Genomic DNA, 21,541 nt, shown 5'->3' with positions numbered 1-21,541 from the left:
AAAAATATAAAAAAGCCGCAATTCGCGGCAAAAGGAGTTTAACAATGATAGAACTTATTTTCGGAGCTAAGGGCACGGGCAAAACTACGAGAATTATCGACAAAGCCAACGCAAGCGTGGAAAACGCGAAAGGCAACGTAGTGTTCATTACTCCCGTTGATAAATACAGCCTCGATATATCAAATAAAATACGCTTTGTGGTTACCGCCGAATACGCCGTGAAAACCGCAGAGGAGCTCGAAGCGTTTATTAAAGGCATGATTGCGGGGAACACCGACATTTGCGAAATTTACATAGACGGTATTGCGAGAATAGGCTCGGTAGACCCTGTGGAATTTGTTCCCAAGCTTGACGAAATCGCAACCCGTTACAACGTGAAATTCACACTCACGTTGAGCATGGCGGAAATTCCCGCGCCTTTAAAGAGATATATATAGACGGCGGCAAATAAGTGCACCTCTTTGCGCTACGCGAAGCAATCCCGTGCATGGAGCGAATACAACGGCAGAGATTGCCGCGTCACTCACTGCGTTCGTTCTTCGCAATGACAATCGGTTACTGTGTCCTTAGCCGAGCACACGCAGTGTGCGAACGCCACGAGCGTTAGCGAGTATTGCGAGCGATAGCGACGCAATCCCCCGCATGGAACGAATACAACGGCAGAGATTGCCGCGTCGCCTAACGGCTCCTCGCAATGACAAGGGGAGAACGTCATTGCGAGCGTAGCGAAGCAATCCCAAGCATAGAATGAATCATGAAACAAAGCAGTCTTAACGTACAGAGAAATAAGTTTCTTTAAAAAAAGTCGGAAAAAATGAAGTTTTACAGCACAAGAAATAAAAAAGCCGAAGTAAGCGGAGCGGAAGCGGTTTGTCGCGGAATAAGCGACGAGGGCGGACTTTTTGTTCCGCAGTCGTTTCCTGAGTTTTCGAGCGAGCAAATAAAGGCATTTTGCGGCGAACCTTACGAAAACGTAGCCGCGCAAGTGATAGGCGAGTTTTTGCCCGAACTGAAAAACGAATTGCCCGAATACACCCGCGCGGCGTATTCGCGGTTCGACGGCGACCCCGCGCCGCTTGTTAAAGTGTTCGACAAAACGTATGTGCTCGAACTGTGGCACGGACCTACGCATGCGTTTAAGGACATAGCGCTTACGCTTTTGCCCTATTTGCTTCAAGGTTCTAAAAAACTTTTAGGCAATTTAAGCACAACGCTTATTCCCGTAGCCACGAGCGGCGACACGGGGAAAGCGGCTCTCGAAGGTTTTTCTGGGGTGGGCGGCACTGCGGTTGCGGTTTTTTATCCCGACGGAGGGGTATCCGACCTGCAACGTTTGCAAATGATTACCACCGAAGGCGACAACGTTTTCGTGTCGGCTGTGAAAGGCAATTTCGACGACGCGCAAACCGCCGTTAAAAAAGCGTTTACCGACACAGAGCTTAAAAGCGCGCTTGCGAAACTTAAAATAGAACTGTCGAGCGCAAACTCTATAAACTTCGGGCGGCTCGCTCCGCAAATAACTTACTATTTTACCGCTTATGCCGACCTTGCGGAGGGTAAGCAAATCCGTTTCGGCGACAAAGTGGATTTCTGCGTCCCGAGCGGAAACTTCGGCGATATTCTCGCTGGGTACTACGCGCTCAAAATGGGGCTTCCCGTAGGCAGACTTATTTGCGCGTCGAACATAAACAACGTGCTTGCCGATTTTATTAGCACGGGAACATACGACGCGCGTCGGGAGTTTCGCAAAACGAGCAGCCCCAGCATGGATATTTTGGTGTCGTCAAACCTCGAACGTCTTGTGTTTGATTTAAGCGGAGAAAACGACGAACTCACCGCGTCGCGCATGGCGAAGTTGAAAGAAGAGGGAGTGTATTCGCTTACGCCGCACGAAGCCGAAGCCATGCTTCGGGTTTTCGCCGCAGGCTACGCGAGCGAAGAAGAAGTGGCGGATACTGTGGCGGAATATTTCGACGAGTACGGATATATAATCGACCCGCACACGGCGGTTGCGGCGGCGGTTGCGGCAAAAACGCGCGACGATAATACGCCGGTAGTAATACTTTCGACGGCGTCGCCTCATAAGTTTGCGGCAAGCGTTTTAAAAGCAATAGAAGAACGTCCTACGGGAAACGAACTTAAAGATTTGCAAAAGCTGGAAGAGGTTACCGCGCTCGAAGTGCCCGAATCGCTTATAAATTTGCCGACTAAGGAGAAAATATTTACCGACTGCATAGAGCTCGGCGATGTGAACGGAACGATTATTGCGTTCGCCGAAAGGTTAGGTAAAAAATAAAAGAGTCGCGCGCGATAATATTTTTAAAAACATTTTGCGTAAAGGATGGCAAGCTTGTAAAAAAATGACAGTTGAAAACGAGAAGAAAAAAGTTATATTCAGCGCGGTAAAACCTACGGGCGCTCCAACGCTCGGAAGCTATGCGGGCGCGCTCAAAAATTGGCTCGCTATGCAAGAAGATTACGACTGCTTTTATTGCGTTGCGGATATGCACAGCATCACCGTAACCCTTTCGGCGGCAGACTTTCGGAAGAACACGCTCGATATGCTTGCCATGTATCTTGCGCTCGGTTTAAATCCCGAAAAATGCACGCTGTTCATTCAGTCGCACGTTTCGGCGCACGCCGAACTTGCTTGGGTGCTTAATTGCAACACTCTTTTCGGAGAGGCGCGCCGCATGACGCAGTTTAAGGAAAAGAGCAAGAAAAACCCCGAAAACGTAAACGTGGGTCTGTTCGATTATCCCGTGCTCATGGCGGCGGATATACTGTTGTATCAGGCAGAGCTCGTGCCTGTGGGGCAAGACCAAAAGCAACACGTCGAGCTTGCGCGCAACATTGCGCAACGTTTTAACGGCAGATATTCGCCGACGTTCGTTTTGCCCGAGCCGATAATTCCCAAGAACGGCGCGAAGATTTGCGGGCTTCAGAATCCGAAGTCGAAAATGAGCAAGTCGGACGACAATCACAACGATTGCGTTTATTTGGCGGACGAGCCCGACGTGATAATGCGTAAGTTCAAGGCGGCGGTTACCGACAGCGACGCTTGCATAAAATTCGAGCGCGAGAGTAAGCCGGGCATAAGCAATCTTTTAACGGTGTATTCAACCTTTTCGGGCACGAGCGTGCCCGCCGCCGAAAAGGAGTTCGCGGGGCTCGGTTATGCCGACTTTAAAAAGAGAGTGGGCGAGTCGGTTATAGAGTTTTTAAAACCCGTTCAAGCCGAGTATAAACGTATTCTTGCCGACAAAACCTATTTGAACGAGGTTATGAAAACGGGCGCCGAAAAAGCGGCGCGAACGGCTGCGAGAACTCTTTCGAAAGTGTATCGCAAAGTTGGCTTTGTGCAGCCTTTTTAACGCAAACAATTTGAGGTAAAGAATTGTACGGTTATGTGGTTCCTGTAAAAGCCGAGTTAGGGCAAGCGGACTTTTGCCTATACAGAGCGTTTTACTGCGGAATATGCAAATCCACAGGAAAAATGTTCGGGCAATGGCCGCGTTTCACCACCAACTACGATATGGTGTTTTTAAGCGTGCTGTTGCACGACTATTCCAAGCAGCAAGTAACGTTTTCAAACGAAAGGTGCGTGTGCAATCCTAAGAAAAAAACGATTGTTTGCCGCAACGAACTTTTCGATAAAATTGTGGCAACAAATATCTTGCTTAGCTACAATAAGGCGCAAGACGACGTAAACGACGGCGGCGGAATAAAAAAGCGTGCTGTGCGCAAAATGCTTAAAAAGCATTATCGCAAAGCCGCCGAGCTATTCCCCGAAGCCGACAAAATAATAACGGAGCAATACGGAAAGCTACTCGAACTTGAAAAGCAAAACACGAAAGGGATAGACCGAGTGGCGGACTGTTTCGCCGTTATGATGGAAAAGTTGGGGCTTTTGCTCACAGGCTCGTCCGACGCGCAGCTTGGCAAACTCCTTTATAACGTCGGCAAGTTCGTGTACGTTGCCGACGCAATCGACGACATAGACGAGGACTTCAAAAAAAAGCGGTACAATCCCGTTCTTATCGAATACTCGGGATATAAAAACAGAAAACAGTTTATTGACGCGCACAGGCGGGAGCTTACGTTTCTGCTTGCAAGCACTGTAAACCGCGCAATCGAATGTTTTAATAAAATGACGTTTACGGGCGCGAGCGACCTAATGCGGAACATTGTGCACAAGGGGCTCAGGAGCAAATGCGAGGAATTGCTCGGAAGCGAAAAAAAGCTCCCGCCCCCTAAAATATAGTTTAACCGTATAAACGCTTGCGTTTACGTTATACAATATATATTAAAGACAGAAAATTTTTTAAGTTCGCGGTTAAGCGAACTGAGGAGGTATAAAAATTATGGGTGTGGCAGTTGTTCTCGGAATCTTGTTTTTCGTCTTGTTTGCGGGCGGATTAGTTCTCGGCGTGTATAACGGAGTAATTAAAAAGAAAAACCGCAACGGCGGAGAAAAGAAAAAAGGTATTTTGTTCGGTGGCGTGGGCGCCGTGTTCTTTTTGCTGTTCTTGCTTATTCCGTTCAGTTTCCACACAGTGGATGCGGGCGAAGTGGCGGTTGTAAAGCACATGGGCGACGCGCGTCAGGTTCGCACATCGGGCACATATTTTGATTTTTGGATTACCGAAAAGTATCAAATATACGATGCAAAAGTGCAAAATTTGAACATAAGCACAATGGCTTATAGCAAAGACGCTCAAACTATGGCCGTGAGCATGACCGTTCAATATCAAATAGATTCTTCTAAGGCAATAGAAATTGCCAATCACTACGGGAATTTGGACGTGCTCGGCAACCGTATAGAAAGCATTTCGGTGGAAAAAGCTAAATCGGTGCTTTCCGCATATTCGGCTATGACGATTATCGAAACGCGCGCCACTATTTCGCCCGAAGTTGAAACGGTGATTAAAGAGAGCGTAAACGAAAACTACTATGTTAATATAGTTGCGGTAGTGCTTACGAATATCGAATTCAGCGACGCCTTCGAAAAGACGGTTGAAGATAAGATGATAGCGGAGCAAGAAAAGCTCAAAGCGGAATACGAAAAGCAAACCGCGCTTATAAACGCCGAAAAAGAACTCGAAGTTGCCAAAAAGAAAGCGGAAGCTAATTTGGAAATTGCGAAAGCCGAAGCTCAGGCTCAAATAGAGGTTGCAAAGGCGGAAGCCCACGCAATTCAACTTAAATCTATAGAGGTTGCGCGCGCTCTCGGATTTACGATAAAAGAAACCAACGTTACAGACGACAAAGGAAACGTTACCGACGTGCTTTACGAAATCGATTTCACCGGGAAATCGGAAGCGGAAGTAAAATTGATTTCCGACTATCTTAAATATGTTGAATATTTGTCTAAGTGGGACGGCAAACTTCCGAGCGTTATGATTACCGACGGCAACGCGCAGGTAATTATTCCGACCGACCCTACGAACCCTTCGAATCCGTAAAAGAAATTTGCGGCGACGGTTTTTTAAAGCGAACAATACTTTAAAACGTTTTGCGTGCTTTTCAGAATGAAAAGCCGAAAAGAGGTAAAAATGAAAGACCCTTACAACGAGTTGGGGCTGAGCCCCGAAGCAAGCGAAGAAGAACTTCGCGCCCGCTACGAAGAGCTGAAAGCGCAATACGGCGAGCAGCGTTTTAAGTCGGGCGCCGAAGGGAACGAAGGCGCGCGTAAGTTGAGCGAGCTTGAATCGGCTTGGGCTATGATTTGCGCCGATTTCGAAAAGAAAAAGGCGCAGGAAACATTCGGCGACGGCGATTACGGTTTAATAGACGACCTTATTAAAAAGGGAAGCTACGACGAAGCGCAGTCGCGGCTCGACGCGATAAGCAACCGCACGGCGCAGTGGCATTATTTGCAGTCTATAATTTTTTATAAACGCGAGTGGCTCACCGACAGCCGCAAGCAACTTTCGCTTGCGGTTGAAATGGAGCCGAGCAACGATAAATACAAATCGGCGCTCGAAAAGCTCGATTTGGTTATGGGCAATCCGCAAGCCGACGCTCGCACAATAGGAGTTGAACCCATGCAGGGACCGCCTCCCGTTCAGCAACAGCAAGACGGGCAAATGTGCGGCGGCAACATGCTTAGCAACTGTTGTCTTGCCTACTGTTTAACCGACTGTTGTTGCAGCATGACGCGTTGTTGCGGGTAGGCGCGAGGTTGTTTCTCGGGCGAACCCGTGCTTAGGAATAGTTTTTTCCGACGCGGTGCGAATAAAAAAGGATTTTGCATGAACAAAACGCGTAAAATCACATATAGCGCGGTAGGGGCGGCGATTGCCGCTCTTTGCGTATTTTTAACAAACTTCGGTTGGCTCAAAGTGTCGCTTTTAATGTTCGCGGCGTTGTGCTATTATATTGTTGCGTGCAAATGCGGAATATGGTACGGAATCGCAGGCATTGCGGTTAGTTTGTTAATCGCGTTTTTCACAGGCGGCGTAACCGTGTTGAGTTCGGCTTTTTTGCTCGACGCTTTAATTTTTGCGCCGTTTGCGATTTTGAGTTATTTTATACGCAAGCTATACTACACCAAATGGCAAACGGCTTTAATAAGGCTTGCGGTTATGGCGACTTTTTCAAACCTCGCGCTTGTTGCCGTGTGGTTTTGCGCAAAGTGGATTACAACAATCGACATTATTGCGATTTCCTCAAAGCTCGGCGGCTATCCGCTACTCGCTCTTGTGTTCACGCTTTTGGCTCTTGTGTTCGACTTGCTCTTTAATCAACTGAGCATAAGACTGACAAAACTTATTAAATAAACAAAATAGGGAACGGCGCTTTATCGCAGTTTCCATAGGGATATTCGGTAAGCCGCAGGTTGTAGAGATTAAAGCGTGGCGTGAAGCCACGCCTTTTTTGATATTTATATTGCGTGGACAAACGAGGCTACTTGTAGCCAAGTGAGATATAGATATGTTTTATATTTCCCGCAAAATTCAATCGGTTGTGTTCTTCCATTTTTCGTGATATAATGACTGTACGCTAAACAGTAATTTAATGGAGTACGATTATGGCATTCGATTATAAAAAAGAATACAAAGAATTTTATATGCCGGCAAACAAGCCGTCTATCGTTACTGTGCCGAAAATGAATTATATAGCGGTACGCGGTAAAGGTAATCCCAACGACGAAAGTGGCGAGTATAAAGATTCAATAGGGCTTTTGTACGCAATAGCCTTTACTATTAAAATGAGTTATAAAGGTTCTCACAAGATTGACGGGTATTTTGAATACGTTGTCCCGCCGCTTGAAGGCTTTTGGTGGCAAGAAGGCTCAGATACAATTGATTATGCGAACAAGAACGGGTTTAACTTTATATCACTTATTCGTTTGCCCGATTTTGTAACGGAAGCCGATTTTGATTGGGCGGTGCAGGAAGCGACGAAAAAGAAAAAAGCCGACTTTTCAAAGGTCGAGTTTTTGACCTACGATGAGGGCGTTTGCGTTCAATGTATGCACGTTGGCTCTTACGATGACGAGCCGAAAACGGTAGCACTTATGCACGAGTATATGGCGGCAAACGGCTATGTGTTGGATATAAGTGAAAGCCGTTATCATCACGAGATATATTTAAGCGATCCGCGCAAGTGTGCCGGAGAAAAACTCAAAACCGTTGTAAGACACCCGATAAAGAAGGTATAGGATGCAACCTAACGATATACTTAAATACTGTTTTGAAAATCTACCCGATACGGTTTTAGTAAGCAGTTGGGGCGAAAGTGGAATTTTTTATAACCCTAATAACACGCTTAAACGCGGAATTTATGTTTTGACTGTCAAAGAGAAAGACGGCGACAACGATAAAAGTTCGAATTTGAATAGAGAGAATATTTATCGTGTGAATATCGGAGTTCGCAAAAATACTTTTATAGATATGTTTGGTACAGTTCCTGCACGTCCGTCAAAAGGCGGAATTGTGGATATGCCGTATGATTTTACGCAAACAGATAAAATACTGCCACACCCCGTTTACGCTTGGATGAGTTGGGTGTGTGCACTCAATCCGTCCGATACTACCTTTGAAAGATTAAAGCCGTTAATTAAAGAGGCTTATGAGTACGCAAAGGAAAAATATTCTAAAAGAAAGTAAGAGAAATTTCAATTTAGCGACGTAAAAGGAAATGAAGATAATGAAAAAAATACTATATGTAATCTTGGAACAATGGGCTGATTGGGAGCTTGCTTATATTTCGTCGGCGGTCAATATGCTCGGTGGCGGCAAGTTTGAAAATAAAACTGTATCGCTTACAAAGAACGCCGTTACCTCTATTGGCGGTGTTAAGTGTTTGCCTGATTATGATTTACTTACATTACCGTCCGATTATGGTGCCGTAATACTTATCGGTGGTATGTCGTGGCATAACGAGAACGCTATGCAAGTTAAGCCGCTTATTGATGCTTGCATTAAGAGCGGCAAAGTGGTAGGTGCGATTTGCGATGCTTGTAGATTTTTAGGCTCTATTGGGGCGTTGAATGGCGCAAAACATACGGCTAATGATTTGAACGAATTAAAACAATATTCGTCTTATACAAACGAACAAGGCTTTATGCATAGGCAAGCGGTATTGGACAATAATGTTATCACGGCAAATGGAACGGCAGCTCTTGAATTTGCGCAAGAAGTATTACGAGCTTTATTGGTATCAACCGAAGAACAAATAAAAGGCTGGTATGATTTTCATAAGCTCGGCTTTTACAATGCGCCTATGCCGGAAATGTAACTACGATAAACAGTAATTTAACGGAGAATTATAAACGACCTATAATGAATATCTATGAATTAGTTCCATATACCGACGCAGACCACGACAGTTATATAAAGTGCCAAATGGACGCTTTTGAAAAGTATATATTAGAGTTCTTTGGGATTTGCGATATGGCTATTATGGAAAGTCATTTGAAACAATTAAAACCTAATCTTCTTAAAATTGCAGTCAAAAATCAAACCGCCGGGTATGTTTACTATAAAGAAGAAGATACGAAAATTATAGTAGATGTTTTTACCTTGTTGCCCGAATATCGTAACAACGGATTAGGCTCTTTAATCTTACAAGGCTTTATTAAAAAGGCAGATGAATTAAATAAACCGATATTTTTGGATACTTTTAAGAGTAATCCTGCAAAGAAATTTTATGAAAGAAATGGCTTTGTCGTTGTGGACGAAAATTCCTCTCACTACATATTGAGATATGGAAAAGCTATTTGATACGATAAATTTCAATTTATCTTTCTAATAAAGTTTAGCTAAAAGCACTCGAATAAAATGTTCGAGTGCTTTTTTCATAATCTGAAAGCGTATCAATAAAATATTTTGGGGGGGCAATTCCCTATGAGAAATGCGCATTTTCGGCGTCGTTTTTTTACAGAAAATTATGAAAACAGGTATAAGCATTTTGCATATACCTGTTTTTTATTTCAAACCAACGCTAAAACAAACGAGCCGAGCTGAAACTATATATGTTTAACCTATTCTAATATTAGTTGGTTTAATATACGGTTGCTTCGGGAAAGAAAAATTGCGGCGTTGTAGAAATAACTATTGTATGTTGAGTACGCCACAAGAACATTGCATAATCAAGCGTTCCCATGTGGAAACTAATTGTTTGTTAAATGCGTATATAATTTTTTATGGCGTTTACTGTTGGAAACGGGAGAAGATTATGAAATTGATTGAAGCAATAGCTCTTAGAGTTAGCGGGTTAATAAATGATAAAGATAATTTGACGGCATACGAGCTTGCGAAACAAGCGGGTATGCCGCGTTCTACGGTATGGAAAATAATCAATCCCGACTTAACTCGGGTTAAGACCGCCAAAATAGATACGGTTTACCAAATTGCGGCTACGCTCGGAATGAATTTAAAAGAATTTTTCGACGATGCTGTGTTCGATGATATTAGCGACTGATTTTTAGCGGTAGTTATCAATCTGTTTTTGTTAGTTGTGAAAAAAGTTTAAAAACGCTTGACACCGTTGCTTGCGGTGTGCTATCATAGGTAAGCACCGCAATCGGGGTGTTATTTTTCTATGTAAGCAATTAAAGGAGTTGAACATATATGGCGGCTACAACGAGAACGCGTATTACGCTTGCATGCACCGAGTGCAAACAGCGCAATTACGACAATATGAAAAACAAAAAGAACAATCCCGACAGAATCGAGCTTAAAAAATATTGCAAGTTCTGCCAAAAGCACACCGTTCATAAGGAGACGAAATAATCATGGCGAAAGACAAGAGCGCGCAGGCTGAAAAGCCCAAAAAGCGCAGTCGCGTCAAGGAAACGTTTGCCGAACTCAAAAAAGTTACATGGCCTACTTTCGGCAAAACCATGAAGCAAACGGGCGCGGTTTTGGTTGTTACCGTATTCTTTTTGGTAATACTTCTTGTTATGGACCAACTTTTGGGACTTGCCCACCGTCAGCTTATTAAGGGCTTAACGCCTCCCGCCGAAGAAACGGCGCGGCTTTTGCAAGCTGTGGCGGTCGGATTCAAAAACGCGGCAAACGCCCTCTTTTCGGGCGCGCCCTCGTTGCCTTTAATTATATAACGCGAGGAGAAAGTCGTGGAAGAAGAAGCGAAGTGGTATGTGTTGCACACCTATTCGGGTTACGAGAACATGGTGCGCGACAACCTTAGAATGGTATTCGAAAAGAACAATATGCTCGACCGCCTGTTGGAAATTACCATTCCTATGGAAGACGTGGTCGAGGAGAAGAACGGCAAACGCAAAATAGTGCAGCGCCGCAAATTCCCGTGCTATGTTCTTATAAAGATGTTATACAATAATAATATGTGGCATATGATTACCAACACGCGCGGCGTGACAGGTTTCGTAGGTCCGCAAGGACGCCCTTTGCCTCTCACGGAAGACGAAATAAAGCGGCTCGGAATAGACAAAGGCGTTGCCGTTGAAACGGATTACCGCGTTGGCGACCGCGTTAAGGTTGTGCAAGGTCCTTTGGAAGGATTTGTTGGCGAAATCGAAACGCTTGACGCCGCCGCATCGAAGTGCCGCGTTATAGTGAGCATGTTCGGCAGAGAAACTCCTGTGGATTTGGAGTTGTATCAAATCGACAAAGCAGAATAATTTACCAGCCTTTTTGAGCGCCAAAAAGGCTTAGGCGAAAAAGCGTGCAGGGGGGGGAACACTTTCGGCTGTGTTCCCCCTTGCAGAGCCCCCTCGCAACGATAAAGGGCTCCGCCCCTTAACCCCTCTTAACGGTTACGGGAATAAAAACCGAAACAAAATAAGAAAACGATTGCGTTCCGAATACTCCAACCTATAAAAGCCATAAAAGGCGCAGCCTTTTTCGTTGCGGGGTGGGGTGTTAAGAGGGGAGGGACACAATCGAAAAGTGTCCCTCCCTCTTATCGTTTTTGCAAGGCTTTTTGCGACCAAAAAGCCGTAAATAATAGTTACAATTCGGGAGAGCGAAAGCTCGATAGTACCGCGATTGCATAAAAAATATTTTAAGCAAGGAGAAAAGAAAAATGGCAAAGAAACTACAAGCAGTAGTAAAGCTCCAACTGCCCGCCGGCAAAGCGACTCCGGGCCCGCCCGTAGGTAGCAGTCTCGGTCCGCACGGCATAAACATTCCGGGCTTTACCAAAGAGTTCAACGAAAAAACGAGAGGGCAGGAAGGCTTGATTATTCCCGTAGTAATCAGCATATACGCCGACCGTAGCTTTACTTTCGTGCTCAAAACCCCTCCCGCAGCAGTGCTTATTAAAAAAGCGTGCGGCATAGAGAGCGGTTCTGCAAAACCGAATAAAGACAAGGTTGCTAAAATCACCAAAGCTCAGCTTACCGAAATTGCAACAACCAAAATGCCCGACCTTAACGCGGCAAGTTTGGAAGCCGCAATAAGCATGATAGCCGGAACCGCTCGCAGTATGGGCGTTACGGTGGTAGACTAAGGAGGGCAAGCATAATGAGCGGAAAGAATTACAGAGACAGCGTTAAAGTTATCGACTTGACTAAGGCTTACGAACCCGCCGACGCGATAGAAGCGGTTTTAGCGTCCGCGAAAGCGAAATTCGACGAAACGGTGGAACTTCACGTTCGTTTGGGCGTAGACCCTCGCCAAGCCGACCAACAGGTTCGCGGCACGGTGGTGCTTCCAAACGGCACGGGTAAAACGGTTAAAGTTCTTGTTATAGCGAAAGGCGACAAGGCGGACATAGCCGTTAAAGCGGGCGCCGACATAGTGGGCGCCGAAGAAATTATAGCTAAAATTCTTAACGAAAATTATCTTGATTTCGACGTTGTTATTACTTCGCCCGACATGATGGGGCAAATGGGTCGCGTTGCGAGAATACTCGGTCCCAAAGGCTTGATGCCGTCGCCCAAGTCGGGAACGGTTACTCCCGACATTGAAAAGGCGATTAAAGAGACCAAAGCGGGCAAAGTTGAATACCGTGTCGATAAAACCGCTATTGTTCACTGCCCCATAGGTAAAAAGTCGTTCGGGGCCGAAAAGCTTCTCGAAAACTTCAACACTCTTATGGAAGCTATCGTTAAAGCCAAACCCGCAGCCGCAAAAGGAACGTATCTTAAAAGCGTTTACGCGGCGTCCACAATGGGTCCCGGCGTAAAGGTAAATTACAGAATATAAAACACTATCGCCCAAGCGCAACACGGCGCTACGCATGCGTGCCATACGGCACTTGCTTGCTTAATCCGTGTTGAGCGAACTCAATAAGGCGTCCTTTCGCGGTACACGCCTGCGAAAGTCGGATTTTTGTCCGCCCAACACGTAAGTCGGCACTTTCGGTGTCGCTGCGAGGATGGCGAAGCCCGACGCGGTAGTCTCATTCATAGAGCGACTTTGCGGCAAAGATTGCCACGCTACGCTCGCAATGACAAACAGCGTTCAACGTTAAAAACAAGACGCAACCAATTAAATAACCTAAGACAACAAGCGGCGCTACGCGCTTTAAATGACTGCGGTCGGCTTGTCGAGGTGTGAAATCTTTAATTTGAACGGCGAAATTGCCGAACGAATAATAAGACCTTAAACGCCTCGTTTAATCGGGGCGTTTGTTTTATAAAAATAAAACAGGAGGTAAAAGAAATGTCTAAAGAAGCAATCGAACAAAAAGCGCAACAGGTTGAAGAAATCGTGGAAAAAGTAAAAAAATCCAAAAGCATAGTGCTTGTGGACTATCGCGGACTCACCGTTGCGCAAGACACCGAAATGCGCGTGAATATGCGCAAAGCGGGCGTTGACTACAAGGTTCTTAAAAACCGTCTTGTGCTCCGCGCGCTAAACAACTGCGGTTTCGACGGGTTCGAAAAAGTTCTCGAAGGACCCACCGCCGTAGCGTTCGGCTACGAAGACGCGGTTGCTCCCGCGAAAATCGTTGCGGAAACCGTTACGAAAACCAACAATAAGATTGCGATTAAAGGCGGCATTATAGAGGGCAAACAAGCTTCGGTAGAAGAAGTGAACGCGCTCTCCAAAATTCCCGCAAAACCTGTTCTTGTCGGACAGTTGCTCGGAATGCTCACCAGCCCTATGCGCAGTCTTGCAGTCGCTCTCAGCGAAATTGCAAAAAAACAGTCGGCGTAAAGCTTTGTCGCCCAAACGTAACACGGCGCTACGCTGCGTGCCTTGCGGCACTTGCTTGCTTAACCCGTGTTAGGCGAACTTAATTAGGCGTCTTTTCTCGGTAAACCCGAGAAAGTCGATTGAAAAAATTCGCCCAAGCGCAAGTCGCTTAATGCCTATTGCGTAGCAAAGTAATCCCGTGCGTGGAGTTATGCTGAACGCAACGGCATCAAAACAAAAAAAAGAAAAACAAAACCGCGTGAAAACGCAAATAAAATAAGGAGAATTTAAAAATCATGGCAGATTTGAATAAAATGTTGGAAGAAGTAAAGAGCATGTCGGTTATGGAACTCAACGAGTTCGTTAAAATGCTCGAAGAAGAGTTCGGTGTGTCGGCTGCGGCTATGGCTGTTGCCGCTCCCGCAGCAGGCGGAGCTGCCGCTCCCGCCGAAGAGGAGAAAACCGAGTTCAACCTTATGCTTAAAGAAATCGGCGGAAACAAGATTGCCGTTATAAAGGTTGTGCGCGAAATCACCGGTCTCGGACTCTCCGAAGCGAAAGCTCTCGTAGACGGAGCTCCTTCCACCGTGAAAGAAGCTATGCCCAAAGACGCCGCCGAAGAAGCAATGAAGAAATTGCAAGAAGCGGGCGCCACTGCGGAACTCAAATAAAGAGTTTTGCGGCTTAGCCGAAAAACGAAATAAACGAGAACAAAAAGACGACTGCGTTTTTGAGCGCGGTCGTTTTTTGTTCAACGGCATTATATCAAGCTTGACAAAAACTCTCGTATGCTTTTAAAAAAATTTTTGTAAAATATTATAATTTCGTTTGACTTTTGCGCTTTACTTATAGTATAATAACAAGGCTGTGCATTCTGTACAGCCCTTTTTTGCGGAGAAAATAGGTAAGAAACCGAAGGTTACTCGCGGAAATTTAGCGGACTGCGGGAGAACTTGGGCGGACCGAGTGCGGCGGTAGGCATGCCGTGCGGCGAAGTGAGCGGCAAAAGAGGAAAGCGCGCGAGCGTGGAAAACCGAATTAGGAGAGGCGTTCCGATAAGCGAACCGACGGAAAAATTCCGTAAGGCGCAACTGTTAGTCGGAAACGAGGCGGTGAGAATAGCCGCCTATATAAAACTCCTTGTGTGGACCCACCCGACGGCGTTGTAGCTTCGCAAATGCTAAACGGAGGTAAATTTATTAAGATGGCAAGCCAAAAAATCAGAATCAAGTTAAAAGCTTACGACCACGACCTGATTGACCAATCGGCGGCGAGAATCGTTGAAACGGCGAAGAAAACGGGCACCAAAGTTTCGGGTCCCATTCCTCTTCCCACCGATAAGGAAGTGGTAACTATACTTCGTGCGGTGCACAAGTATAAAGATAGCCGCGAACAGTTCGAGCTTCGCACGCACAAGCGGCTTATAGACATATATAGCCCTTCGGCAAAAACGGTCGATTCGCTCATGAAGCTCGACCTCCCTGCGGGCGTAGACATCCAGATAAAGCTGTAAGACGGGTGAGGAGGTAACGACAAATGGATAAAGCTATATTAGGAAGAAAGGTTGGCATGACCTCGATTTTCGACGAAACGGGTTTGAGTATTGCCGTAACCGTCGTTGAGGCGGGACCTATGACGGTAGTACGCAAAAAAACTCCCGAGCGCGACGGATACAGCGCCGTTCTCGTTTCGTTCGAAGACGCGCCCAAGCATCAAAACAAAGCGGAAGCGGGCGTGTATAAAAAAGCGAACGTTGCGTCGGGAAAAATCCTGCGCGAATTCAAATTCTCTCAGCCCGACAAATTCGAAGTGGGCAGCAAAATCAACTGCGACATCTTTGCGGGCGGCGACATGGTAGACGTGTCGGCGGTAAGCAAAGGGCACGGCTTCTCGGGCGTTATCAAACGTTGGAATCAGCGCCGTCTTAAAATGACGCACGGCACGGGACCCGTTCACCGCAGCGTGGGCTCCACAGGCGCGAACAGCACTCCCAGCAAAGTTATAAAGGGATTGCACATGCCCGGTCATTACGGTCACGACAACGTAACCATTCAGAATCTTAAAATCGTAAAAGTGGACGCGGCTCGCAACGTGCTTTTGATACGCGGAGCGATTCCCGGACCCAAAGGCGCTCTCGTAACGGTGAAACAGTCCGTGAAATCGAAGTAAGGCGGAGGAAGAAAAATGCCAAGCGTAAAAGTATTTAATCAAAAAGGCGCGGAGGCGGGCAGCATAGAGCTTGCCGACAGCGTTTTCGCCGCCGAATATAACGAAGCACTTATTCATCAAGCGGTTGTAGCTCAGCGCAACAACGCGCGTCAGGGAACAAAATGCACCCTTACCCGCACCGAAGTTCGCGGCGGCGGCATAAAGCCGTGGCGCCAAAAGGGCACGGGCAGGGCGCGTCAGGGCTCTATTCGTTCGCCTCAGTGGGCGGGCGGCGGCGTTGTGTTCGCACCCAAGCCCCGCGATTTCTCGCAAAAGCTCAATAAGCAAGCTCGCAGAAACGCGATTTGCTCCGCGCTCAGCGAAAAACTTCGCGGCGACGAACTTAAAATCGTTGACGAAATCAAAATCGAACCCAAAACAAAACAAATGGCGCAGGTGCTTTCCGACCTCAAGCTCGACAAGCGCGTGCTCATAGTTGTAACCGACGCCGACGAAGCGGTTGTGCGCGCGGCGAAAAACATTCCCGGCGTAAGCACGCTTAACAGCAGCCTTATAAACGTTTACGACGTTGTGGCTAACGCAAAATGCGTCATGACGAAAGAGGCCGCCAAAAAAATCGAGGAGGCCTATAAAGAATGAACGCCTACGACGTAATTATTAAGCCAATCCGCAGCGAAAAGAGCTACGAGGGCATAGCGGATAAGAAGTATGTCTTCGTCGTAGACCGCAGAGCGAACAAAACGCAGATTAAAGCGGCGGTTGAAGAAATCTTCAAGGTTAAAGTAGAAAAAGTAAACACAGTAAACGTACGCGGAAAGTACAAACGTCAAGGAAGAACCGAAGGATACACTTCGCAATATAAAAAGGCGTATGTGCAGCTCACCGCATCGAGCAAGTCTATCGAGTTTTTCGATAGCTTAACCTAATGGAGGCGGCAACAATATGGCTATAAAAAGATTTAAACCCATGACGCCGGGCACCAGATTCAAAACGGTTTCGAGTTTTGACGAAATCACCACGACGAAACCCGAAAAATCGTTGCTCGACACGTCGTACCGCACCGGCGGACGCAACAATACCGGCAGAATAACCGTTCGTCATATTGGCGGCGGCAACAGAATAAAGTACCGCATTATCGACTTCAAGCGCAACAAAGACAATATCCCCGCGCGCGTTGCCGAAATCGAATACGACCCCAACCGCACGGCATATATTGCTCTGTTGCATTACGCCGACGGCGAAAAGAGATACATTCTCGCGCCTTTGGGACTCAGTAAGGGCGACACCGTTATAAGCGGCGAAACTGCCGACATAAAGGCGGGCAACGCTCTTCCTCTTCAAAACATTCCCGTAGGCACAATGGTTCACAACATAGAGCTTCAGCCGGGAAGAGGCGGCCAGATGGCGAAAGCTGCGGGTAGCGCGGCTCAGCTTATGGCGAAAGAGGGCAAGTATGCCACGCTTAGGCTTCCGAGCGGCGAAATGCGTATGATTCCGCTTTCGTGCAAAGCTACGGTAGGTCAGGTCGGTAACCTCGATCATGAGCTTGTTTCGCTCGGCAAAGCGGGGCGCAAGCGCCACATGGGCGTGAAACCCACCGTTCGCGGCGTTGTAATGAACCCGTGCGACCACCCTCACGGCGGTGGCGAAGGCAAGTCTCCGATAGGCCGTCCCGGTCCCGTTTCTCCTTGGGGTCAGCCGGCGCTCGGATACAAGACGCGTAAAAAACACAAGAACAGCGACCGCTTTATTGTGAAGCGTATTAACTGAGAGGTGTAGAACACATGAGCAGAAGTGTAAAAAAAGGCCCTTACGTTGAAGAAAGGCTGTATGAAAGAGTGAAAGCGCAGTCGGAAACTTCCGATAAAAAGGTTATTAAAACCTGGTCGCGCTCTTCCACGATATTCCCCGAATTCGTTGGCAGCACCATTGCCGTGCACGACGGACGCAAGCACGTTCCCGTTTACTGCACCGAAGAAATGGTTGGGCATAAGCTTGGCGAATTCGCGCCCACCCGCACGTTTCGCGGCCATGCCGGCGAAAAAACCACAAAGGGTAAATAAGGAGCGACACTATGGCAAAGAGAATGAAAGAAAAGACGCAGGCGCGCAAAGACAACAAAGACACGCGCCCTTGCGCTCAGGCAAAGTATATTCGCATATCGCCCACTAAGGTGCGCGTGGTGCTCGACACCGTGCGCGGCAAATCGGTGAACGAAGCGCTCGCCATATTGCTCGCCACGCCTAAAGCCGCAAGCGACCCTATTCGCAAGGTGATCGAATCGGCTGTGGCTAACGCCGAGCACAATCAGGGGCTCAGCCGCGCCGACTTGTATGTGGACGAAATATTCGCCGACGGCGGTCCGATTTTGAAGCGTATGAATCCCGTGTCTAAGGGCAGAGCGTATCGCATCAATAAAAGAACGAGTCATATCACGGTTATCTTGGGCACCGTGAAGGAGGGCTGACAAGTATGGGACAGAAAGTAAATCCTCACGGTCTCAGAGTGGGTGTTATAGGCGGTTGGAACGCCAACTGGTATGCGGGTAAAAAAGATTTTTCCGCAAACCTTTACGAAGACCACAAAATCCGCGAATTTATCAAAAAGAAATATTACGCTTACGGCGTGAGCAAAGTTATTATAGAGCGCGCTCAGGGTAACGTGAGCATAAACATTCACACCTCTAAGCCCGGCATGATAATAGGGCTTAAAGGCGCGGGAATAGAGGAGCTTAAAAAACAGCTCAAAAAAGTCGTTCCCGACAAACAGTTCCATATAAACATTATGGAAGTGAAACGCCCCGATATGGACGCCGTTTTGGTGGCGGAGAGCATTGCGGCTCAGCTTGAAAAGCGCAGTTCGTTCAGAAGAACTATGAAACAGGCTATGGGCAGAGTTATGCGCAGCGGAGCGAAAGGTGTTAAGATTAAAGTTTCGGGCCGACTTGACGGAGCCGAAATCGCGCGCAGCGAGGCTTATCACGACGGAAGCATTCCTCTTCAAACGTTGAGAGCCGACATAGATTACGGCGTTGCCACCGCCCGCACGACCTTCGGCGCAATCGGCGTTAAGGTTTGGGTGTATAAGGGCGAAATATTGCCTAAGGCGAAAGAGCCGCAAGGAGGACAGGAATAATGTTACTTCCCAAGAGAGTAAAACACCGCAAACAACAGCGCGGCAGAATGAAGGGTAAGGCTAACAAGGGTAACGAAATCGCATACGGCGAGTTCGGGCTTGTGTCGCTCGACCCCGCATGGATTACTTCCAATCAAATAGAAGCCGCCCGTATCGCCATGACGCGTTATATCAAGCGCGGCGGTCAGGTTTGGATAGACATTTTCCCGCATAAGCCCATAACGAAGAAACCCGCCGAAACCCGCATGGGTAGCGGAAAGGGTTCTCCCGAATACTGGGCGGCAGTTGTTAAGCCGGGCAGAGTTATGTTCGAAATGGCGGGAGTAAGCGAAGAAGTGGCGCGCGAAGCGCTTCGTCTCGCTTCCCACAAATTGCCGGTGCGTTGCAAAATTTGCAAACGCGGCGAGCTTATATCCGCCGACAAGGAGGAAAAAGCGTAATGAAAGCTAAGCAAATTCACGAAATGAAAGACGACGAGCTTATCGCTAAGCTCGGAGAGCTCAAACAAGAGCTGTTCAATCTTAGATTCAGCAACGCTACGGGGCAGCTCAACAACCCCATGCAGATGGTCGTTTGCAAAAAAGACATCGCGCGCATTAAAACGGTTCTCCGTGAGCGCGAACTTTCGAAGAAGGCGTAGAGAGGGCATTATGGAAACATTACAAAGAAATAACCGTAAGGTTCGTGAAGGAATCGTCGTTTCGGATAAAATGGACAAAACTATAGTTGTTGCCATTAAAGACAAAACGAAACACCCTCTGTACAAAAAGACCATCAACACTACCAAAAAACTGAAAGCTCACGACGAAAACAACGAAGCGGGCATCGGCGACAAAGTGGAAATTATGGAAACCCGCCCCTTGTCGCGCGATAAACGTTGGCGCCTTGTTAAAGTAGTCGAGAAGGCGAAGTAAGGAGAGGTGAATTATGATACAACCCCAAACTTATCTTAAAGTTGCCGACAACAGCGGCGCGAAAGAAATTATGTGCATTCGCGTGCTTGGCGGTTCGTTCCGCAGAAGCGGCAACATAGGCGACGTGATTATCGCGTCGGTTAAAAGCGCTTCAACGGGCGGCGCCGTTAAAAAGGGCGACGTGGTTAAAGCGGTTATCGTTCGCACCAACAAGGGCGTGGGTCGCCCCGACGGTTCGTTCATTCGTTTTGACGACAACGCCGCCGTGATTATAGACAACCAAAAGCAACCGCGCGGAACCCGTATCTTCGGACCGATTGCCCGCGAACTCCGCGATAAAGATTACATGAAAATCATATCGCTTGCGCCCGAAGTGCTTTAAGGAGGAATTGCCGAAATGAAAATGAACGTTAAAAAAGGCGATACCGTACTTATGATTGCCGGCAAAGACAAAGGCAAGAAAGGTAAAATCACGTCGTGCGACCCCAAAAGCGGCAGAGTTGTTGTTGAAGGTTGCAACATTATAACAAAGCACACCAAGCCGAGAGGCGCCAACCAACCGGGCGGCATAAACAAAATGGCGGGTCCCGTAGACGTTAGCAACGTGCAAATTCTTTGCCCCTCGTGCAATCACGCAACCCGCGTGGCTCACAGCTTGGAGGGCGATAAGAAAATCCGCGTTTGCAAAAAATGCGGCGCGTCGTTAGAACCCAAAAAGGTTGAGAAAAAGGCTAAAAAGAGCAAAGCCGAAAAGGTTGAAGCTCCCGCCGAAGAAGTAAAAGAAAAGAAAACGACTAAGAAAACCGCTAAAAAGTCGGACGACAGCGCCGAGAAAAAGACGGTTAAAAAAGTCGTGAAGAAAGAAGCCGACACTGCGGTTGAGGCTACCGAGAACACTGCCGACAACGGCGGCGAGAACTAATCGGAGGAAATATGGCAGAAAAGAAGAATCAGGTTGCGGCAAAAGCGGCAACCGATACGAAAAAAGACGACAGTCCCCGTTACCGCCTCAGAAAGCGTTACGTTAGCGAAATTGTTCCCGCGCTTATGAGCGAAAGAGGATACAAGAACGTTAACGAGGTGCCCAAGCTCGAAAAAATCACGCTCAATATGCGTCTCGGCGACATTAAAGACAACAACAAGAGCATTCAGCTTGCTCAAGCCGAGCTCGAATCGATTTGCGGACAAAAGAGCATTGTGACGAAAGCGAAAAAGAGCGTTGCAAACTTCAAGCTCCGCGAAAATCAGCCCATAGGCGTAAAAGTTACGCTTCGCGGCGACAAAATGTACGAATTCCTCGATAAGCTTGTGTCTATCGCGCTTCCGCGCGTGCGCGACTTTCGCGGAATTTCGGGTAAGTCGTTCGACGGCAGAGGAAACTACTCGATGGGCGTTAAAGAGCAGATTATTTTCCCCGAAATCTCTTACGAACAGGTGGAGAAAGTACGCGGATTCGATATTTGCATAGTAACTACCGCTAAGTCGGACGACGAAGCGAAGGCATTGCTCACCAAGATGGGTATGCCGTTTCGGAATTAGCGGAGGATAGGAGAAAATTATGGCTAAGAAAGCAATGATAAACAAGCAGCAGAAGCCTGCGAAGTTTTCCACTCGCGCATACACGCGTTGCAATATTTGCGGACGTCCGCACGCTGTGCTGAAAAAGTTCGGAATTTGCAGAATATGTTTCCGCGAGCTTGCCTATAAGGGCGAAATTCCCGGCGTTAAGAAGTCGAGTTGGTAAGGAGG

The 21,541-nt window shown here is 47.3% G+C and carries 35 protein-coding genes and 1 other annotated feature; all 35 genes read left to right on the top strand.

All coding sequences use genetic code 11. The features are described 5' to 3' along the window. The first annotated feature begins 44 nt into the window (after nt 1–44). The 35 genes from NFR62_RS03865 to NFR62_RS03695 all read left to right on the top strand — a co-directional run bounded on the left by NFR62_RS03865 (nt 45) and on the right by NFR62_RS03695 (nt 21,536). On the top strand, nt 45–437 hold the full coding sequence (locus NFR62_RS03865) for a hypothetical protein (protein WP_251614503.1): 393 nt from the start codon (nt 45–47) through the stop codon (nt 435–437). Nucleotides 438–814: 377 nt separating this feature from the next. Further along, entirely contained in the window at nt 815–2,296 is a 1,482-nt protein-coding gene (gene thrC, locus NFR62_RS03860) for a threonine synthase (RefSeq protein ID WP_251614500.1), read from the top strand. Between the two features lie 64 nt (nt 2,297–2,360). Continuing rightward, nucleotides 2,361–3,374, top strand: a complete 1,014-nt coding sequence (gene trpS / locus NFR62_RS03855) for a tryptophan--tRNA ligase (RefSeq protein WP_251614497.1) — start codon at nt 2,361–2,363, stop codon at nt 3,372–3,374. A gap of 35 nt (nt 3,375–3,409) precedes the next feature. Further along, on the top strand, nt 3,410–4,264 hold the full coding sequence (locus NFR62_RS03850) for a DUF5685 family protein (protein ID WP_251614494.1): 855 nt from the start codon (nt 3,410–3,412) through the stop codon (nt 4,262–4,264). Between the two features lie 100 nt (nt 4,265–4,364). Beyond that, the gene (locus tag NFR62_RS03845) at nt 4,365–5,465 is read left to right on the top strand and encodes a prohibitin family protein (RefSeq protein WP_251614479.1); all 1,101 of its coding nucleotides are present in this window, start codon (nt 4,365–4,367) and stop codon (nt 5,463–5,465) included. Nucleotides 5,466–5,555: 90 nt separating this feature from the next. Beyond that, nucleotides 5,556–6,176, top strand: a complete 621-nt coding sequence (locus NFR62_RS03840; protein ID WP_251614476.1) for a J domain-containing protein — start codon at nt 5,556–5,558, stop codon at nt 6,174–6,176. 78 nt (nt 6,177–6,254) lie between these two features. Continuing rightward, nucleotides 6,255–6,782 (top strand): hypothetical protein, encoded by a 528-nt coding sequence (locus NFR62_RS03835; protein ID WP_251614473.1) that lies wholly within the window; start codon nt 6,255–6,257, stop codon nt 6,780–6,782. 251 nt (nt 6,783–7,033) lie between these two features. Next, nucleotides 7,034–7,666, top strand: a complete 633-nt coding sequence (locus tag NFR62_RS03830) for a GyrI-like domain-containing protein (protein WP_251614470.1) — start codon at nt 7,034–7,036, stop codon at nt 7,664–7,666. Between the two features lies 1 nt (nt 7,667). Then, nucleotides 7,668–8,114, top strand: a complete 447-nt coding sequence (locus tag NFR62_RS03825; protein ID WP_251614467.1) for a DUF6194 family protein — start codon at nt 7,668–7,670, stop codon at nt 8,112–8,114. A 40-nt stretch (nt 8,115–8,154) separates the two neighbouring features. After that, on the top strand, nt 8,155–8,745 hold the full coding sequence (locus tag NFR62_RS03820; RefSeq protein WP_251614464.1) for a DJ-1/PfpI family protein: 591 nt from the start codon (nt 8,155–8,157) through the stop codon (nt 8,743–8,745). A 155-nt stretch (nt 8,746–8,900) separates the two neighbouring features. Next, the gene (locus NFR62_RS03815) at nt 8,901–9,230 is read left to right on the top strand and encodes a GNAT family N-acetyltransferase (RefSeq protein ID WP_251614461.1); all 330 of its coding nucleotides are present in this window, start codon (nt 8,901–8,903) and stop codon (nt 9,228–9,230) included. 454 nt (nt 9,231–9,684) lie between these two features. Then, a complete protein-coding gene (locus NFR62_RS03810) occupies nt 9,685–9,930 on the top strand; it encodes a helix-turn-helix domain-containing protein (RefSeq protein WP_251614458.1) in 246 nt (81 codons plus the stop codon). Between the two features lie 149 nt (nt 9,931–10,079). Further along, nucleotides 10,080–10,241 (top strand): 50S ribosomal protein L33, encoded by a 162-nt coding sequence (gene rpmG, locus NFR62_RS03805; RefSeq protein WP_251614444.1) that lies wholly within the window; start codon nt 10,080–10,082, stop codon nt 10,239–10,241. 2 nt (nt 10,242–10,243) lie between these two features. Continuing rightward, nucleotides 10,244–10,570, top strand: coding sequence for a preprotein translocase subunit SecE (gene secE, locus NFR62_RS03800; protein ID WP_251614442.1), 327 nt, complete (start codon nt 10,244–10,246; stop codon nt 10,568–10,570). Between the two features lie 15 nt (nt 10,571–10,585). Then, nucleotides 10,586–11,110, top strand: coding sequence for a transcription termination/antitermination protein NusG (gene nusG, locus NFR62_RS03795; RefSeq protein ID WP_251614439.1), 525 nt, complete (start codon nt 10,586–10,588; stop codon nt 11,108–11,110). Between the two features lie 404 nt (nt 11,111–11,514). Next, the gene (gene rplK / locus NFR62_RS03790; protein ID WP_251614434.1) at nt 11,515–11,940 is read left to right on the top strand and encodes a 50S ribosomal protein L11; all 426 of its coding nucleotides are present in this window, start codon (nt 11,515–11,517) and stop codon (nt 11,938–11,940) included. A gap of 14 nt (nt 11,941–11,954) precedes the next feature. After that, on the top strand, nt 11,955–12,638 hold the full coding sequence (gene rplA, locus NFR62_RS03785) for a 50S ribosomal protein L1 (RefSeq protein WP_251614431.1): 684 nt from the start codon (nt 11,955–11,957) through the stop codon (nt 12,636–12,638). A 275-nt stretch (nt 12,639–12,913) separates the two neighbouring features. Then, nucleotides 12,914–13,078, top strand: a sequence feature (ribosomal protein L10 leader region). Nucleotides 13,079–13,097: 19 nt separating this feature from the next. After that, on the top strand, nt 13,098–13,595 hold the full coding sequence (rplJ, locus tag NFR62_RS03780; RefSeq protein WP_251614427.1) for a 50S ribosomal protein L10: 498 nt from the start codon (nt 13,098–13,100) through the stop codon (nt 13,593–13,595). 275 nt (nt 13,596–13,870) lie between these two features. Next, on the top strand, nt 13,871–14,245 hold the full coding sequence (rplL, locus tag NFR62_RS03775; protein WP_251546247.1) for a 50S ribosomal protein L7/L12: 375 nt from the start codon (nt 13,871–13,873) through the stop codon (nt 14,243–14,245). Nucleotides 14,246–14,527: 282 nt separating this feature from the next. After that, nucleotides 14,528–14,743, top strand: a complete 216-nt coding sequence (locus NFR62_RS03770) for a hypothetical protein (RefSeq protein WP_251614424.1) — start codon at nt 14,528–14,530, stop codon at nt 14,741–14,743. Between the two features lie 35 nt (nt 14,744–14,778). Further along, complete coding sequence (gene rpsJ / locus NFR62_RS03765; RefSeq protein ID WP_251548538.1) at nt 14,779–15,087, top strand: 30S ribosomal protein S10; 309 nt, start codon at nt 14,779–14,781, stop codon at nt 15,085–15,087. A 23-nt stretch (nt 15,088–15,110) separates the two neighbouring features. Beyond that, on the top strand, nt 15,111–15,743 hold the full coding sequence (rplC, locus tag NFR62_RS03760; protein ID WP_251614421.1) for a 50S ribosomal protein L3: 633 nt from the start codon (nt 15,111–15,113) through the stop codon (nt 15,741–15,743). 15 nt (nt 15,744–15,758) lie between these two features. Continuing rightward, nucleotides 15,759–16,382 carry a 50S ribosomal protein L4 gene (gene rplD, locus NFR62_RS03755; protein ID WP_251614417.1) on the top strand — a complete coding sequence of 208 codons (624 nt, stop codon included), beginning with the start codon at nt 15,759–15,761 and terminating at the stop codon, nt 16,380–16,382. Further along, the gene (gene rplW, locus NFR62_RS03750) at nt 16,379–16,669 is read left to right on the top strand and encodes a 50S ribosomal protein L23 (RefSeq protein ID WP_251614414.1); all 291 of its coding nucleotides are present in this window, start codon (nt 16,379–16,381) and stop codon (nt 16,667–16,669) included. The genes rplD and rplW overlap by 4 nt, the downstream gene beginning before the upstream one ends. 16 nt (nt 16,670–16,685) lie before the next feature. Then, entirely contained in the window at nt 16,686–17,513 is an 828-nt protein-coding gene (gene rplB / locus NFR62_RS03745) for a 50S ribosomal protein L2 (protein WP_251614411.1), read from the top strand. Between the two features lie 14 nt (nt 17,514–17,527). Then, entirely contained in the window at nt 17,528–17,806 is a 279-nt protein-coding gene (rpsS, locus tag NFR62_RS03740; protein WP_251614407.1) for a 30S ribosomal protein S19, read from the top strand. A 23-nt stretch (nt 17,807–17,829) separates the two neighbouring features. After that, nucleotides 17,830–18,210, top strand: coding sequence for a 50S ribosomal protein L22 (gene rplV, locus NFR62_RS03735; protein WP_338049888.1), 381 nt, complete (start codon nt 17,830–17,832; stop codon nt 18,208–18,210). A 5-nt stretch (nt 18,211–18,215) separates the two neighbouring features. Further along, nucleotides 18,216–18,878: a 30S ribosomal protein S3 gene (gene rpsC / locus NFR62_RS03730; protein WP_251614400.1), complete on the top strand. Its 663-nt coding sequence runs from the start codon at nt 18,216–18,218 to the stop codon at nt 18,876–18,878. Further along, nucleotides 18,878–19,318 carry a 50S ribosomal protein L16 gene (gene rplP, locus NFR62_RS03725; protein WP_251614381.1) on the top strand — a complete coding sequence of 147 codons (441 nt, stop codon included), beginning with the start codon at nt 18,878–18,880 and terminating at the stop codon, nt 19,316–19,318. The genes rpsC and rplP overlap by 1 nt, the downstream gene beginning before the upstream one ends. After that, nucleotides 19,318–19,518 carry a 50S ribosomal protein L29 gene (gene rpmC / locus NFR62_RS03720; RefSeq protein WP_251614379.1) on the top strand — a complete coding sequence of 67 codons (201 nt, stop codon included), beginning with the start codon at nt 19,318–19,320 and terminating at the stop codon, nt 19,516–19,518. The genes rplP and rpmC overlap by 1 nt, the downstream gene beginning before the upstream one ends. A gap of 10 nt (nt 19,519–19,528) precedes the next feature. Then, nucleotides 19,529–19,792 carry a 30S ribosomal protein S17 gene (gene rpsQ, locus NFR62_RS03715; RefSeq protein ID WP_251614376.1) on the top strand — a complete coding sequence of 88 codons (264 nt, stop codon included), beginning with the start codon at nt 19,529–19,531 and terminating at the stop codon, nt 19,790–19,792. A gap of 13 nt (nt 19,793–19,805) precedes the next feature. Further along, on the top strand, nt 19,806–20,174 hold the full coding sequence (rplN, locus tag NFR62_RS03710) for a 50S ribosomal protein L14 (protein WP_251614374.1): 369 nt from the start codon (nt 19,806–19,808) through the stop codon (nt 20,172–20,174). Nucleotides 20,175–20,189: 15 nt separating this feature from the next. After that, a complete protein-coding gene (rplX, locus tag NFR62_RS10170; protein ID WP_338049886.1) occupies nt 20,190–20,714 on the top strand; it encodes a 50S ribosomal protein L24 in 525 nt (174 codons plus the stop codon). An 11-nt stretch (nt 20,715–20,725) separates the two neighbouring features. Then, the gene (gene rplE, locus NFR62_RS03700; protein WP_275556879.1) at nt 20,726–21,331 is read left to right on the top strand and encodes a 50S ribosomal protein L5; all 606 of its coding nucleotides are present in this window, start codon (nt 20,726–20,728) and stop codon (nt 21,329–21,331) included. Between the two features lie 19 nt (nt 21,332–21,350). Continuing rightward, a complete protein-coding gene (locus NFR62_RS03695; protein WP_251548526.1) occupies nt 21,351–21,536 on the top strand; it encodes a type Z 30S ribosomal protein S14 in 186 nt (61 codons plus the stop codon). Nucleotides 21,537–21,541 lie beyond the last annotated feature (5 nt).

Source organism: Pumilibacter muris (genome assembly GCF_943193045.1).
In the GTDB taxonomy this organism is placed as follows: Bacteria; Bacillota; Clostridia; order Christensenellales; family Pumilibacteraceae; genus Pumilibacter; species Pumilibacter muris.
The sequence above is the reverse complement of the archived record's forward strand: the minus strand, read 5'-3'. Positions and strand labels throughout refer to the sequence as shown.

What these genes read in the sequence shown, in the direction of transcription:
- NFR62_RS03865 (WP_251614503.1), top strand. Translation starts at nt 45, where the DNA reads ATGATAGAACTTATTTTCGGAGCTAAGGGCACGGGCAAAACTACGAGA.
- thrC (WP_251614500.1), top strand. Translation starts at nt 815, where the DNA reads ATGAAGTTTTACAGCACAAGAAATAAAAAAGCCGAAGTAAGCGGAGCG.
- trpS (WP_251614497.1), top strand. Translation starts at nt 2,361, where the DNA reads ATGACAGTTGAAAACGAGAAGAAAAAAGTTATATTCAGCGCGGTAAAA.
- NFR62_RS03845 (WP_251614479.1), top strand. Translation starts at nt 4,365, where the DNA reads ATGGGTGTGGCAGTTGTTCTCGGAATCTTGTTTTTCGTCTTGTTTGCG.
- NFR62_RS03840 (WP_251614476.1), top strand. Translation starts at nt 5,556, where the DNA reads ATGAAAGACCCTTACAACGAGTTGGGGCTGAGCCCCGAAGCAAGCGAA.
- NFR62_RS03835 (WP_251614473.1), top strand. Translation starts at nt 6,255, where the DNA reads ATGAACAAAACGCGTAAAATCACATATAGCGCGGTAGGGGCGGCGATT.
- NFR62_RS03830 (WP_251614470.1), top strand. Translation starts at nt 7,034, where the DNA reads ATGGCATTCGATTATAAAAAAGAATACAAAGAATTTTATATGCCGGCA.
- NFR62_RS03825 (WP_251614467.1), top strand. Translation starts at nt 7,668, where the DNA reads ATGCAACCTAACGATATACTTAAATACTGTTTTGAAAATCTACCCGAT.
- NFR62_RS03820 (WP_251614464.1), top strand. Translation starts at nt 8,155, where the DNA reads ATGAAAAAAATACTATATGTAATCTTGGAACAATGGGCTGATTGGGAG.
- NFR62_RS03815 (WP_251614461.1), top strand. Translation starts at nt 8,901, where the DNA reads ATGGCTATTATGGAAAGTCATTTGAAACAATTAAAACCTAATCTTCTT.
- NFR62_RS03810 (WP_251614458.1), top strand. Translation starts at nt 9,685, where the DNA reads ATGAAATTGATTGAAGCAATAGCTCTTAGAGTTAGCGGGTTAATAAAT.
- rpmG (WP_251614444.1), top strand. Translation starts at nt 10,080, where the DNA reads ATGGCGGCTACAACGAGAACGCGTATTACGCTTGCATGCACCGAGTGC.
- secE (WP_251614442.1), top strand. Translation starts at nt 10,244, where the DNA reads ATGGCGAAAGACAAGAGCGCGCAGGCTGAAAAGCCCAAAAAGCGCAGT.
- rplK (WP_251614434.1), top strand. Translation starts at nt 11,515, where the DNA reads ATGGCAAAGAAACTACAAGCAGTAGTAAAGCTCCAACTGCCCGCCGGC.
- rplA (WP_251614431.1), top strand. Translation starts at nt 11,955, where the DNA reads ATGAGCGGAAAGAATTACAGAGACAGCGTTAAAGTTATCGACTTGACT.
- rplJ (WP_251614427.1), top strand. Translation starts at nt 13,098, where the DNA reads ATGTCTAAAGAAGCAATCGAACAAAAAGCGCAACAGGTTGAAGAAATC.
- rplL (WP_251546247.1), top strand. Translation starts at nt 13,871, where the DNA reads ATGGCAGATTTGAATAAAATGTTGGAAGAAGTAAAGAGCATGTCGGTT.
- rpsJ (WP_251548538.1), top strand. Translation starts at nt 14,779, where the DNA reads ATGGCAAGCCAAAAAATCAGAATCAAGTTAAAAGCTTACGACCACGAC.
- rplC (WP_251614421.1), top strand. Translation starts at nt 15,111, where the DNA reads ATGGATAAAGCTATATTAGGAAGAAAGGTTGGCATGACCTCGATTTTC.
- rplD (WP_251614417.1), top strand. Translation starts at nt 15,759, where the DNA reads ATGCCAAGCGTAAAAGTATTTAATCAAAAAGGCGCGGAGGCGGGCAGC.
- rplW (WP_251614414.1), top strand. Translation starts at nt 16,379, where the DNA reads ATGAACGCCTACGACGTAATTATTAAGCCAATCCGCAGCGAAAAGAGC.
- rplB (WP_251614411.1), top strand. Translation starts at nt 16,686, where the DNA reads ATGGCTATAAAAAGATTTAAACCCATGACGCCGGGCACCAGATTCAAA.
- rpsS (WP_251614407.1), top strand. Translation starts at nt 17,528, where the DNA reads ATGAGCAGAAGTGTAAAAAAAGGCCCTTACGTTGAAGAAAGGCTGTAT.
- rplV (WP_338049888.1), top strand. Translation starts at nt 17,830, where the DNA reads ATGAAAGAAAAGACGCAGGCGCGCAAAGACAACAAAGACACGCGCCCT.
- rpsC (WP_251614400.1), top strand. Translation starts at nt 18,216, where the DNA reads ATGGGACAGAAAGTAAATCCTCACGGTCTCAGAGTGGGTGTTATAGGC.
- rplP (WP_251614381.1), top strand. Translation starts at nt 18,878, where the DNA reads ATGTTACTTCCCAAGAGAGTAAAACACCGCAAACAACAGCGCGGCAGA.
- rpmC (WP_251614379.1), top strand. Translation starts at nt 19,318, where the DNA reads ATGAAAGCTAAGCAAATTCACGAAATGAAAGACGACGAGCTTATCGCT.
- rpsQ (WP_251614376.1), top strand. Translation starts at nt 19,529, where the DNA reads ATGGAAACATTACAAAGAAATAACCGTAAGGTTCGTGAAGGAATCGTC.
- rplN (WP_251614374.1), top strand. Translation starts at nt 19,806, where the DNA reads ATGATACAACCCCAAACTTATCTTAAAGTTGCCGACAACAGCGGCGCG.
- rplX (WP_338049886.1), top strand. Translation starts at nt 20,190, where the DNA reads ATGAAAATGAACGTTAAAAAAGGCGATACCGTACTTATGATTGCCGGC.
- rplE (WP_275556879.1), top strand. Translation starts at nt 20,726, where the DNA reads ATGGCAGAAAAGAAGAATCAGGTTGCGGCAAAAGCGGCAACCGATACG.
- NFR62_RS03695 (WP_251548526.1), top strand. Translation starts at nt 21,351, where the DNA reads ATGGCTAAGAAAGCAATGATAAACAAGCAGCAGAAGCCTGCGAAGTTT.